Here is a 12,765-nt window from a genome sequence, read left to right as displayed (position 1 = left end):
TTAAATTTTTAAATTACTTAATTTTATCGAGCATGAGATAACCCAAAAATGTATAGTTATCCTGATTTTCAAGATCAGATTTTCTGATTTTTAATGAATACTTCTGCTTCATTTCTTCGGGAAGAATTTCTGTTACGCTAAAGATGTCATCAATATCGACCCCAAATTTTTCATCAATATGACTTCCAGCTCCTTTAAAACCCATTGTCTGATAAAACTCTGTTGCTTTCGATTTTTTCACCACCTCACCCAATGTTTTCCCAACCATCAGATGCTGCTCATGAAACTCTTTGAAATGTTCTTCCTTATAACCTCCAAGATTTACAAAAAATAGTTTTTCTTCGTTCTCAAATGTGTTTTTAGGTTCTACAAAGATTTCATAGCCGTCAGCAAATTTCACTTCCTGATAGGCATCAATATGAATTTTCCCCTTGGCTTCCAGCCAAAAGTCTTTCATTGCAGGAACAAGATCTTTCAGAGTTTCTGCAATTCCGAAAAACACATCGTGCTGCTCAATATTTCTCCCCTTCGGTGTGGCGCCAAGAATGATGTAAAACAACTTCATTTTCAAATTAATTTTTGCAAAAATACGTCAAAAAATAATCTTGAGTGAACGTTTGCCCGAAAACCACTCTACTTAAAAACGATGAAATTTCAGAAATATTAATTTACCCCAAAAAACCAGATCCGTACTGAATTAAATTCCTACATGATTCTGAACAAAAGAATTAAAATTTTTAAAATTAAAATAATTACAAACCTTTGCGAAAATAAATACATTATCAGAAAATCAGTTTGTCTGGGAATATAGATATGAATATACAATTCAAAAAATTCAGATAAAAGCGTTCGATTTTTATTGCTTATGAATATTTAATAATGAAGAATATTTGCATCAGTTAAAGTATGTCTGCAATATTTATTATTCAAGTTTAAGGCTTATTTGTTACATTTTACAAGAGATAAAATTCATTATAATAACTAAATTTCACTTATTACAAGCATTTAAATGTGCCTGTTTCAACCATAAAAATACTCATGAAATAATATTTCCTTAAAGTTTGCCCAAAAACGCCAATAGTTTTATATTTGTAACATGTCGGAAATCATTATTCTCTTTCTTGGCGCTATTTCAGCAGGGCTTCTGGGTTCGCTTACAGGTTTAGGAGGAGGAGTTATCATCATCCCTTTATTAACGCTTGGTTTCGGAGTTCCAATGCATTACGCAATCGGTGCTTCGCTCATCTCTGTGATCGGAACTTCTTCGGGAGCTGCCGTTGCTTTCGTAAAAGAAGGATTCACAAATATGAGAATTGGAATGTTTTTGGAGATTGCTACTACGGCCGGTGCCATTGTAGGAGCTTTGGTTTCCGGAATGCTGAATCCTAATACAATAGGAATTATTTTCGCCAGCATCTTGCTTCTTACCGTGATTTTGAATCTTAAAGGAAAACCTGATCATCAGGAACCGCGTATTAAAGGAACTTTAGAGGATAAACTAAGATTATACGGAACTTTTCCTGATAAAGGAATTCTGAAAAGCTATTCTGCAAGAAATACCGTTCCGGGATTTTTTATGATGATGTTTGCCGGAGCAATGTCCGGACTTTTAGGAATTGGTTCGGGTGCTTTAAAAGTTTTGGCAATGGATAATATGATGAGACTGCCTTTCAAAGTATCTACCACTACGAGTAACTTTATGATTGGTGTAACTGCCGTTGCAAGCTCATTAATTTATTTCCAGAGAGGTGAAATTATTCCCGTAATTGTTGCTCCGGTTTTAGTTGGCGTTGTGGTCGGAAGTTTCATAGGATCAAAAACTTTAATGGTTTCTAAAACAAAGAAACTTAAGACATTTTTCGCCATTGTTATCACGATCCTTTCAGTGTATATGATGTATAACGGAATTAGAAGCAACTTCTCATGAGAAAAAATTTCACTGACGTAGATCTGAATCGTTCCGTAGGAAACCTGCTTCGTCTGGGTGTAATTTTGTCGGTAATCACATCATTAATAGGTTTTGTAAAACTCTTCATGGAAGGCTTTGAAATGCCCAGGAAATATAAGCTTCTCGACATGGGAACTTCATCTGAAAAAGTCTGGAGTCACTTCTGGCAAACACTTTGCAAAGGTGAAGGGATGGCCATTATACAACTGGGAATTCTGATGCTGATTTTCACGCCTTTAATGAGAATTATCTTTGCCTTGATAGGATATTTAAAAGAGAAAGACTATCTCTATGTCTTGATTTCCTCAATCGTTTTAATTATCATGATTATCAGTTTCGTAACAGGATATGCGCATTGATTTCCTTTGAAATAAAATTCACTTAGATTAAGTTTACATTGAAAAATGTACTAATACTTTTTTTACTATTTTTTAACGTAATTTCACTGTTAGGTCAAAACCGATATTCCAAAAAAGAACTTGAAAAAATATTCAAAAAAAGTATTTTACAGCCTAAAAAATCTACAATATCAATTGGAGAAAATTCTTGGAAAATTTGCCAAAGTAAAGGCGGTTCTGAAATAAATATGTTCGAAAACTCATTTGAAAGCCAGTCAGATTGCTGTAAATATATTGAATGGACTTTTTACACAAAAAATAAATTTATCAGCAATCAAACTAATGTTTGTATTGAGCCAGCATTATCCACAGTTACTACTGCTAATGATTGGTATGAGATTGAATATATTGATGGTGAAAACTTAGTTTTAATTATTAAAAATAAGATTAAAAGCGAGAAATATCTTGTTAAGGGAATTAAAAAAAGAAAAGACAATTTACATGTCATCACACTTGTAAAAACCTAACGTTTCACATTTCATAAAACTCCAAAGGCAAACCATCCGGATCTTGGGTAAAGAAAAACTCTTTTCCGGTAAACTCATCAATTCGGATCGCTTCACAGTTTAAGCCTTTCTGAATTAATTCTTCACGCTTTTCATTTATATCTTCTACAGAAAAAGCCAAGTGTCTTAAACCACATGATTCAGGTCTTGATGGTCGTTTTGGAGGATCGGGAAAAGAAAATAATTCAATGACATAATGATCACCAATTCCGAGATCAAGTTTATATGATTGTCGCTCCTCGCGATATACTTCCCGTAAGATTTTTAATCCTAAAATTTCAGTATAAAACATTTTTGAGATTTCATATTCTGAACAGATAATGGCAATATGATGTATTTTCATTGGATTTATTTTTGGCAATTTTCTTTTCTTCTTGTGTCAATTAAATATTGAATTTTCCATGTATCGTTTTGTTTGACCAACTGAAAACTATTGGCTCCGCAATGCGAAAATTTTCCTTTGTAATAAAATTCATAAGGTGTGAAAACGCTTGCCAAATTTCCATCAAGATGAATCGCTTCAAATGTAATTTTTTCATTTGCATCGTTGGCCGAAAATTGAGAAATTGAATTTACAAAATCTTGTACATTTTCCGTTTTTACAGTATTGTTTTTTGTAATCGTCTGCAAAATAGCATTCTCAGCAAACACAGACTTTATCATGACTGTATCTGCGTTCTTCATTCCTGTGAAAAGCTTTTCTACAGTTTCTCGTATGACAACATATTCCGCTTTTTGACAAAAAATTTGGCTACTTACAAACAGTAAAAATGCAAATAATATCTTCATGATTGATATTTAAGCTTATAAAATTAAAAATTATGATTCAAGTCCACTTTATGAACAAATATTAAATAAAACTGATACGAAATTACCTCAAAATAACGTATTTTTATTCGTTTATTTTAAGAAATATGTGGGAAACTTACCTTGTTCTGACTGCTTTATTATTGATTTTAACCATATTACCAAAAATTCCAAGCCCGCATTGGATTTTTCGCTTTCCCGATTTTGGTAAAATTCAGATTACTTATTTTACTATCATTACTTTAATTCTGGGTTTTATCGTTGAAAAAACCGAATATTTCTGGTATTTGCAGGGCTTATTGTTGGCTATGATTATCTTTCACGGAATTGCATTAATTAAGTATACTCCACTTTATAAAGTTAAAAAGCATCCGCAAACCGAAAATTCATCACAAAAATATCATTTCATTTCAGCAAATGTATATCAGTTTAACACTGATTTCAATAAATTCATCGCTCTGATCCAAAAAAACAAACCTGAAATCTTTTTGACCATGGAAAGCAACGGCGACTGGGAAAAAGCTTTGCAGGTTTTAGAAAAAGATTATCCATACCAACATAAAGTGACACTTGAAAATACGTACGGAATGCACTTTTATTCTAAAATGAAAATTGAAGAATCTAAAACCCATTTTTTTGTTGCAGACGATATTCCGAGTATTGAAGCACACTTAAAGACTGATGACGGTTTTGAATTTGTTTTTTTTGGGGTTCATCCGCCGCCGCCAAGTCCAACCGAGGAAGAAACTTCAAAAGAAAGAGACGGCGATTTGTTGAGCGTGGCCAAGCGTGTAAAAGACATCAAAAAACCAGTAATTGTGGTTGGCGATTTCAACAATGTAGCATGGTCAAAATCCTCAATTCTGTTCAGAAAAACAAGTCATCTGATTGATCCCCGAGTGGGACATGCCTTCGTATCGACTTTTCACGCAAAATCACGTTTGCTGAGATTTCCGATTGATCTGATGTTTCACAGTGAAGATATTTTCATTAAAGATTTAAAAACACTGGAAAGCTTTGGCTCAGACCACCTTCCGGTTTATTGTGAATTTTTTATCGATCATCATAATGACGATCAGGAAGAACGAGTGGAAGAAGCTGATTCTGAAGAGATAACCGAAGCCGAAGAAATAATTGAAGAAGGAAAAAAAGAAGACGGCGAACGAGATGCAGTAGTGACAGAGGATTGATATTTTTAAGTAATATCAATTCCCCTCCTTTGGAGGGGTGGCGAAAATTCAAAGAATTTTTGACGGGGTGGTTTTATAGTTTTGGATAAAGCTTAAGCATAATCAAAAAAAGCGAACCAAAGTCCGCTTTCATTATAGGTAAGTTCTTTCTTAAAACTTCATCACATCTTTCACTACACCATTTTTCTGAGTGTGTTGCAGTAATTCGCTTTCAATGAAAGTTTTAATTTTCTCTTCCGAACCGTCATTTGGAAAAAGTAAATGAACATTGGCTCCTGCGTCCAAAGTAAAGAATAGGGGCAACTCAGTTTCTCTTCTAAAATCCCATATTTTATTGATGACTTCAAGAGTTCCGGTTTTCATCAAAATAAAAGCAGGATCACTCATCATCATCATTGCGTGAAGCGTTAAAGCCTCGTGTTCAACTAATTTAATGAAAGCATTCATGTCGCCATTCTTCAGAATTTCTTTCATCGGGACAAAATTTTCTCTCGCTTCCTGAAATCTTCTTTCCGCATAAGGATTGGTATTCATCAAACCATGCCCCACTGTTGATGAAACGCTTTTTACGCCTTCATGAATCAGTAAAACCCAATCGTTAAAATCTTTAAAAACTGAATGAATTTCATCGTCAGAATATTTAACTGCAAAAAGGTCTGAACTACCTTTAACTTCATCAGAATCTCCCCAGACAACCAACCCGTTGTAAAGACTTCTACAAGCGCTTCCACTTCCCAGTCTGGCTAAAAAAGAGGCTTTTCTTAAAGATTCTTCTTCCGCACTTTTTCCTGAAAACGTTTCATCCAATTTCATTAAACATTTTGCAATCGCTCCGAAACCAGAGGCCGAACTTGCAATTCCTGAACTGTGAGGAAATGTATTTTCTGTATTGATCACGTATTTTCCCTTTAAGATCCAGGGAAGATATTGCTCGATACTTCTGAAATATTTCTCTATTTTCTCAGCAAATTTAACTTCCTCATTACCAGAAAGAAAAGTTTGTACAGAAAATATTTCGTTTGCCAAAAATTCTATCGTAGTATTGGTTTTACAATTGTTTAAAGTATAACTGATACTCGGATTTGCCGGAATCTGATCTTTATATTTTCCCCAATATTTTATTAAGGCAATATTTGAAGGACAGCTTTCTGAAACTGTTATAGATTGTATATTAAAAGTTTCTTTTCCTAAGAAGTCTTGTGTTGTCATAGTTTTTAATTCACTAAAAGTTGATTATACTAACCACGAAATATTAATACATTTTTTCAATTAAATCGGCATATTTCTTCAGAACTACTGCTCTTTTTACTTTCAATGTCGGCGTAATTTCTCCGCTGCTTATTTCAAACTCAGAAGGCATTAAAGTAAACTTTTTTACCTTTTCAAAATCTGAAAGTTCGTGCTGTAATTCTTTAATTTTATCTTTATAAAAATCGACAATTTCTTTTTTCTGTACAATTTCTTCCCAATTGCTAAAAGCGATATTGTTTTTCTTTAAATAATCTTTTAAAAATTCAAAATTCGGAACGATCAGGGCTGAAACAAACTGCCGTCCTTCCGCAATCAAAACGATCTGCTGAATGAAATTGTTGTTCGTTAAAAGATTTTCAATTTGTTGTGGAGCAATATATTTCCCGTTCGAAGTTTTTAATAAATCTTTTATACGATCTGTGATAAAAAGGTTTCCGTTTTCGTCAATTTTTCCTGCATCGCCGGTTTTAAACCATCCATCTTTCGTGAAAACTTTTTCGGTTTCTTCAGGTTTATTATAGTAACCTCTCATAATTCCATTTCCTTTTGCCAGAATTTCGTCATTTTCTCCTATGCGAAGCTCTACTCCAGGCAAAGGTTTCCCGCAACTTCCATGCTCAAAATGAGTAAAAGGAAAGGCAGTTAAGGTCGCTGTAGTTTCCGTCAAACCATAACCGACGGTGATATGAAGTCCCATTGCCTCAAACAATTGTGTCACCTCGGGCGAAACAGATGCTCCACCACAAGGCATAAACCAAAGTCTTCCGCCCATTTTCTGTTTCACTTTACTGAAAACTAAAGCATTTGCAACAGAATGTTTTATCATCAATCCGAAAGGAACTGATCGTTCAATCCTTCTCAATTCGGCGGTTTGTTTTCCTATTTCTAAAGCCCAATCAAAGATTTTTTTCTTGAATGATGAACCTTCTTTTGCTTTTTCTAAAACTCCTGCATACACTTTTTGGAAAAACCTCGGAACAGCGCACATCATCGTTGGTTTCACCTCTTCCAAAGTGGCCGCAATATCTTTTGGATCTTCAAGAAAATAAACTCTTGCGCCACCATAAAGGCAAAGCAAACTCCAGCATCTTTCGAAGACGTGCGTCAGAGGTAAAAAAGCTAAAGAAAGTTCGTTCTCGAAATTTTTAAACTTAAAATATTCAAAATGAGCATCAAAAGATTTAATGAAATTTCCATGGGTAAGCATCACACCTTTTGGCGTCCCGGTTGTTCCGGAAGTATAAATAATTGTTGCTAGATCGTCAAATTCTTTTTTAATAATCTCAAATTTCGAGGAAGTTTTAGCTATAAAATCTTCTAAATAAAAAGTGTTTTCTTTTTTTACCCAAACTGCTTTTTTAGAAACAATTATAGTTTGAAGACTGTTTTCTTTCTGCACAATTTCAAAACAGGCATCATATTGCGCCTGATTTCCGACTAAAATAATTTTCGCCTGAGAATCGTTGATGATGTATTCTGCCTGTTCAGCATTATTGGTAGAATATATGGGAACTGTAATCGCTCCAATTGACATTGCTGCCAAATCAAAAATCATCCATTCGGCAGAATTGTCTGCATAGATGGCGACTTTGTCATTTTCTTCGACACCATTATTTTTTAGTGCGTTTGCAGTTTTATAAATAATTTCGCTGAATTTTTTCCAACTCAATTCTTTCCAGCCTTCTTTCTTCTTGAAACCGACTGCTGATTTGAAAGAATGCTTTTCTGCATTTTTACTGATAATTGCCTCTGCCAGATTCATTATAATTGTTTCAGCTTTTTGTCGTTAATATAATTATTGAGATGGAAATCAACGCTTTCCTCAACGGGAATAAATTGATAATCTAAAGTATTTTTCACTTTTTTATTTGAGATAACGCTTGACGATGTCACCGCTTCGATATTGGTTCTGGTTGCCATTTTCAATTGTGGAATCAACCATCCAAGAAAAAAATTAAGCAATCTTCCGAAATTTAATATCGATTGAGAGAGAATTTTTGCATCATTTAAACCTAATTTTCTTCTGATCTGATTGCCGATTTCAGAATATTTTTTACTTTCAGAAATTAGAATAAATCGTTCTCCGAATTTATTTTTCTCCATTAAATCGATAGAAATTTTCGCAACATCGCGCACATCAACATAATTTGATGCTCCGGAAAATGTAAAACTGTTTTTTTCAAAAGTCGAAAATAATTCTCCACTGCTCTGTTGCCAATTTCCAGTTCCGATGATCATTCCGGGATTGATAATAATGGTATTTAAACCTTCTGCAGATGCCCTCCAAACTTCCATCTCAGAGAGATGTTTTGAAATTGCATAATCCGAATGTTCAATTTTTGGATTAAAATCAGATTCTTCATCCAGTTCACCTTTTTCATTAAAACCATCTAAAACAGCAATCGAGCTTACATGAAGAAACTTTTGAACGCTCGAATTTTCACAAGCAAACAAGAGATTTTCTGTGCCATTAATATTGGTGTGATACATCTCTTTTTCATCTTTGGGATGAAAACTTACTTTTGCAGCACAATGATAAACTTCAGTTACGCCAGTTAAAGCACTTTGTAAAGAATGAATATCGTCAAAATCGACATTTACCCACTCAATTTTGTTAAATAAATCATCCGGATTTTCTGTGTAAAACTGGTAAGAATGTTTTACTTCATCAATATTGCTCGCAGGTCTTTTCGCAGCACGAACCGTTTTACCTTTTTTCAAAAGTTCCAAAACAATGATTCTGCCTAAAATTCCTGTTGCTCCTGTTACAAAAACCATTAATTTATTTCCTGCTTGATTAGTGAATTACAAATTCCTGCAAATTTGCAAATTTTATGTGGTTATTTTTTATTTAAAACGCAAAGTTCGCTAAGATTTTTTTAACTACTAACTGTTTTTAAGCTCGCAAAGGCGTTCCACTCAGCTAAGATCTCAAAGATTTTGATCCTATTTATTAAATTTAATTTAAATCTAAAAAATTTCTTACCACTTCGCTGAATTCCACTGGATTATCTGCCTGAACCCAATGTGCAGCATTTTTGACGGTTATAATCTGAGCTTTGGGAAATTGCTGTTTGATCGCAAATGCATCTTGTGGTAAAATATAATTTGATTTTTCTCCTGCAATAAATAAAGTTTCGCCTTCAAAAACTCCGAATTTAATCGCGTTAGAAACATATTGATTGTATTTTTCAGAAAGTGTTTTCAAATTAAATCTCCAATTGAGTTTTTTAGCATCACCAATTTCTTCCCAATACAAATTTTTAGCTAAAAACTGAATGGTCGATTTTTCAGGAATATATTGACTGAGAATTGATTCAACTTCATTTCGTGATTTTACGGTCTCAAAATCAACCGTTTCAAGAGCTTTTATAATTCCCTGATGATGTGGAGGATATGCTTTTGGACCAATATCCACAACGATCAGTTTTTCGACTTTTTCGGGAAAACTCAATGCAAACTGCATCACGGCTTTTCCGCCTAAAGAATGTCCCAAAACGTGCGCTTTATCGATCCCGTAATGAGTCATGTAATTAGCAATATCATTCGCCAGATCGTCATGTGACATATTTTCCGAGTGAAAACTTCTTCCATGATTTCTTAAATCAATTAAATGAACCGGCAAAAACTCGCCCAGTTCTTTCCCGAAACTTCCCCAATTATCTAGCATACCAAATAAACCATGAAATACTAAAAGTGGTGTTGACGATAAATTTTCGCCGAATATTTTTGAATGTAAAATTTCCATTAATAAATGAATTTAATTATATATCCGTAATTTTTGATAATTCCTGACTTAACGCAAAGCCAAACAAAGGATTAAAGATTTCGAACGTTTTTAAGTTATACAAAGGCGTTAACTTAAAGAGGAAATACAAAGTATTTTCAATGATAATAAATTACGGACAATCGTATAAATCTTATACCCATTTTTTTTAAAATTTGAATATGATATTATTGTGTTGAAAATTGAGCCTTACTTTGAATAATATCATAAATCTTTTTTGTATTTTCAGATACTTCATTCCAGTTTCCAACTGATTGATATTCGCAGACTAAACTCATGTTTATTTTACTGAATTTTAATTTTACGTTTCCAACATAATCCGTAACGAATTTGTTAGTAAATTTCGGCGTTGTAACAGATGAGTAAATAAATTTAGCCAAACTATCCTTTTCGGTTTCACTAAAATAAATTTTTCTATTTTCTACTTTCTTATTGTCATATTTTGGTGGAATATCATAAATTCCATCATCATAAGTGACATTCTCATAATCGGCAGAATCAGCAGAATTAAAAATCGTAAGAGTTTGATAACGTGTTTTGATTTCAAGCGTTTTCCAAATTTGAAATTCTTTAATTTTCGAATTCTCAATTCGTGGTGCTATTTTCTCACTTTTTTCACATGAGAAAAGTATTAAGAACGAAAAAAGCATTAAAATCGTATGTTTCATTACGTAAACAATTTGTTTATAATAAGTTATGATTACCAAACTGCCAATCTCTTCAAATATGCCTGAACTGTGTTTTCCATTCCCATATATAAAGCTTCAGAAATTAAAGCATGACCAATGGAAACTTCCAAAAGATTTGGAATATTATCCGCAAAATATTTTAAATTTTCTAAGCTTAAATCGTGACCTGCATTGATTCCCAAACCAAATTCGTTGGCAATAACAGCCGTATCGTAGTATGGTTTAATTGCCTGTTCCTTATTAATAGGATAATTTTTTGCAAAAGACTCTGTGTATAATTCTATTCGATCTGCACCTGTTTTGAAAGCATATTCTACCAATTCGGGAGTCGGATCTAGAAAGACAGAAGTTCTGATTCCTGCATTTTTAAATTCAGCAATGATTTCCTTTAAAAAATCGAAGTGTTTTTTGGTGTCCCAACCTGCATTTGAAGTGATTGCGTCATCAGCATCCGGAACCAAAGTTACCTGTTCGGGTTTCACTTCCAAAACCATATCGATAAAATCTCTGTGTGGATTTCCTTCAATATTAAATTCTGTCGTCACCAGAGGCTTCAGGTCATAAACGTCTTTTCTGGTAATGTGTCTTTCATCAGGTCTCGGATGTATGGTGATTCCGTGCGCTCCGAATTCCTGAATTTTGATTGCAGCTTCTGTTACACTGGGTGTTTCCCCGCCTCTTGCGTTTCTGATGGTTGCAATTTTATTGATATTTACGCTTAGTTTTGTCATTATTTTGTTGGATGATAAATTTTGGAAGCCCGATGATTGTAACTTCTCAAATTTATCACTTTTTAAAATTTAATTTTATTAAAATTCACATTTACTGTTACGATTGAAAATAATCATCATTTCGGCAAACTGATTTGCATGATTTGAAGATCAAACTCTTTTGAAGCGACCAACAGGTGATCGAAAATATCTGCCTGAATCTGCTCAAATTTTTCCCATTTCGAATCGTTTGCAAAACAATAAACCTCCATAGGAAGACCTTGCGTTGTAATCTCCAGCTGGCGAACCATGATCGGACTTTCTTTGTCGATTTCAGGATCATTTTCAAGATATTTTTGTGTGTAGTATCTGAAAACACCAACGTTGGTGAGCTGTCTTCCGTTGATTGTCTTGTCTTTGTGCTGTATATTTTCTTTTTCTAAAGTAATTTCTGAAGTTTTTTCGTTCAGATAATCTGAGATGAGATTAATCTCTCTCAAGCGTTCTATATCTTCGTTATTTAAAAATTTAAATGAATTGATATTAAAGAAAATTGATTTTTTAATTCTTCTTGTATTAGATTCCGACATCACCTGAAGATTTTTGATCTCTGTAGTCAACAAATCGTAAGTGGGAATTGATGAAATTGTTTTATCAAAATTGGTAATTTTGGTAGTCAGCAAATTTATTTCCAGAATATTTCCTTCAATATTATATTTTGGAATTCCGATCCAGTCGCCAACTTTCAGACTTCGCGAAGTTGCTACGTGAAGACCTGTAACAAATCCCAAAATCGTATCTCTGAAAACCAATACCAAAACCGCTGTAATGGCTCCTAAACTTCCCAGAATTGTTCCGCCTTTTATACCAAAGACAGTACAAATCCCAATCACAGTCAGAATGAAAATTCCGAAAATTTTAACCGATTCGGAAATTGCATTGAGAGCCATTATTTTATAAAAATCCTGTTTGATGACAAAGTAATTTCTGAAAGTATTCAGTACCCTGAATAGCATTCCTGCTATTACAAAAATTATTGCAAGATTCACAATTACTTCAAGAAATGTAAAGCTTTTCGGATGTCTGTAAAATATGGAAAAAAGTGCTGATCCCGCAAAAGATAAAGCAGATAAATGAGCTATAGAATTGGTAATTCTTGATTGGTAAATTGATTTGAAAACAGGATACTTTTCTTTATCAAAAAATCTCCTGAATACCAAATTCACTACTAACTTTAAAATAAAATCTATTGTATAAATAAGCCCCGCCAGAAAAATAAATTTCAATAAAATCTGAACGGTCAGAACAAGATCGCTGTAAACATTATCTTTTACAAAATAATGGATCTGATCACTTATGTTCTGCAAAAAGTCTTTTGTATCTTTTAACTCGTCTTTCATTATAGCAAATTTAATAAAATTAGAATCAGCAAAACCTTTACCATAACAATTTTCAATAACATTTTGTTTAAATTATTAC

General features: G+C 33.3%; 14 protein-coding genes. 4 read left to right on the top strand and 10 right to left on the bottom strand.

What is annotated here, in order from left to right; genetic code table 11:
* Nucleotides 1-13 precede the first annotated feature (13 nt).
* Nucleotides 14-565 (bottom strand): DUF1543 domain-containing protein, encoded by a 552-nt coding sequence (locus PGH12_RS17480; RefSeq protein ID WP_267598759.1) that lies wholly within the window; start codon nt 563-565, stop codon nt 14-16.
* Between the two features lie 531 nt (nt 566-1,096).
* Here PGH12_RS17480 and PGH12_RS17475 point away from each other — a divergent pair.
* From PGH12_RS17475 to PGH12_RS17465, 3 genes are read left to right on the top strand one after another with little or no spacing between them, the layout of a single operon-like run.
* Nucleotides 1,097-1,927 carry a sulfite exporter TauE/SafE family protein gene (locus PGH12_RS17475; protein ID WP_267598758.1) on the top strand — a complete coding sequence of 277 codons (831 nt, stop codon included), beginning with the start codon at nt 1,097-1,099 and terminating at the stop codon, nt 1,925-1,927.
* Complete coding sequence (locus PGH12_RS17470; RefSeq protein WP_267598757.1) at nt 1,924-2,307, top strand: DUF1634 domain-containing protein; 384 nt, start codon at nt 1,924-1,926, stop codon at nt 2,305-2,307. The genes PGH12_RS17475 and PGH12_RS17470 overlap by 4 nt, the downstream gene beginning before the upstream one ends.
* A gap of 38 nt (nt 2,308-2,345) precedes the next feature.
* Complete coding sequence (locus PGH12_RS17465; RefSeq protein ID WP_267598756.1) at nt 2,346-2,813, top strand: hypothetical protein; 468 nt, start codon at nt 2,346-2,348, stop codon at nt 2,811-2,813.
* Nucleotides 2,814-2,817: 4 nt separating this feature from the next.
* On the opposite strand, the gene gloA2 is transcribed toward PGH12_RS17465, so the two are convergent.
* Both gloA2 and PGH12_RS17455 read right to left on the bottom strand, forming a co-directional pair.
* Nucleotides 2,818-3,195 (bottom strand): SMU1112c/YaeR family gloxylase I-like metalloprotein, encoded by a 378-nt coding sequence (gene gloA2 / locus PGH12_RS17460; protein ID WP_267598755.1) that lies wholly within the window; start codon nt 3,193-3,195, stop codon nt 2,818-2,820.
* Nucleotides 3,196-3,200: 5 nt separating this feature from the next.
* The gene (locus PGH12_RS17455; protein ID WP_267598754.1) at nt 3,201-3,641 is read right to left on the bottom strand and encodes a nuclear transport factor 2 family protein; all 441 of its coding nucleotides are present in this window, start codon (nt 3,639-3,641) and stop codon (nt 3,201-3,203) included.
* Between the two features lie 125 nt (nt 3,642-3,766).
* Between PGH12_RS17455 and PGH12_RS17450 the strand changes: the two genes are divergently transcribed.
* Nucleotides 3,767-4,849 (top strand): endonuclease/exonuclease/phosphatase family protein, encoded by a 1,083-nt coding sequence (locus tag PGH12_RS17450; protein ID WP_267598753.1) that lies wholly within the window; start codon nt 3,767-3,769, stop codon nt 4,847-4,849.
* A 150-nt stretch (nt 4,850-4,999) separates the two neighbouring features.
* On the opposite strand, the gene PGH12_RS17445 is transcribed toward PGH12_RS17450, so the two are convergent.
* The 7 genes from PGH12_RS17445 to PGH12_RS17415 all read right to left on the bottom strand — a co-directional run bounded on the left by PGH12_RS17445 (nt 5,000) and on the right by PGH12_RS17415 (nt 12,686).
* Nucleotides 5,000-6,058: a diphosphomevalonate decarboxylase gene (locus tag PGH12_RS17445; RefSeq protein ID WP_267598752.1), complete on the bottom strand. Its 1,059-nt coding sequence runs from the start codon at nt 6,056-6,058 to the stop codon at nt 5,000-5,002.
* A 43-nt stretch (nt 6,059-6,101) separates the two neighbouring features.
* Nucleotides 6,102-7,862, bottom strand: a complete 1,761-nt coding sequence (locus PGH12_RS17440; RefSeq protein WP_267598751.1) for an AMP-dependent synthetase/ligase — start codon at nt 7,860-7,862, stop codon at nt 6,102-6,104.
* Entirely contained in the window at nt 7,862-8,878 is a 1,017-nt protein-coding gene (locus tag PGH12_RS17435; RefSeq protein WP_267598750.1) for an NAD-dependent epimerase/dehydratase family protein, read from the bottom strand. The genes PGH12_RS17440 and PGH12_RS17435 overlap by 1 nt, the downstream gene beginning before the upstream one ends.
* 181 nt (nt 8,879-9,059) lie before the next feature.
* Complete coding sequence (locus PGH12_RS17430) at nt 9,060-9,848, bottom strand: alpha/beta fold hydrolase (RefSeq protein WP_267598749.1); 789 nt, start codon at nt 9,846-9,848, stop codon at nt 9,060-9,062.
* 206 nt (nt 9,849-10,054) lie between these two features.
* On the bottom strand, nt 10,055-10,555 hold the full coding sequence (locus tag PGH12_RS17425; RefSeq protein WP_267598748.1) for a hypothetical protein: 501 nt from the start codon (nt 10,553-10,555) through the stop codon (nt 10,055-10,057).
* Between the two features lie 32 nt (nt 10,556-10,587).
* Nucleotides 10,588-11,307 carry a pyridoxine 5'-phosphate synthase gene (locus tag PGH12_RS17420; protein WP_267598747.1) on the bottom strand — a complete coding sequence of 240 codons (720 nt, stop codon included), beginning with the start codon at nt 11,305-11,307 and terminating at the stop codon, nt 10,588-10,590.
* A 116-nt stretch (nt 11,308-11,423) separates the two neighbouring features.
* Entirely contained in the window at nt 11,424-12,686 is a 1,263-nt protein-coding gene (locus PGH12_RS17415; protein ID WP_267598746.1) for a mechanosensitive ion channel family protein, read from the bottom strand.
* Nucleotides 12,687-12,765 lie beyond the last annotated feature (79 nt).

Origin of the sequence: Chryseobacterium sp. CY350, from assembly GCF_027945075.1 — a bacterium.
GTDB lineage: Bacteria > Bacteroidota > Bacteroidia > Flavobacteriales > Weeksellaceae > Chryseobacterium.
Note: the sequence above shows the minus strand (reverse complement) of the source record. Positions and strands in the feature narration are given on the sequence as shown.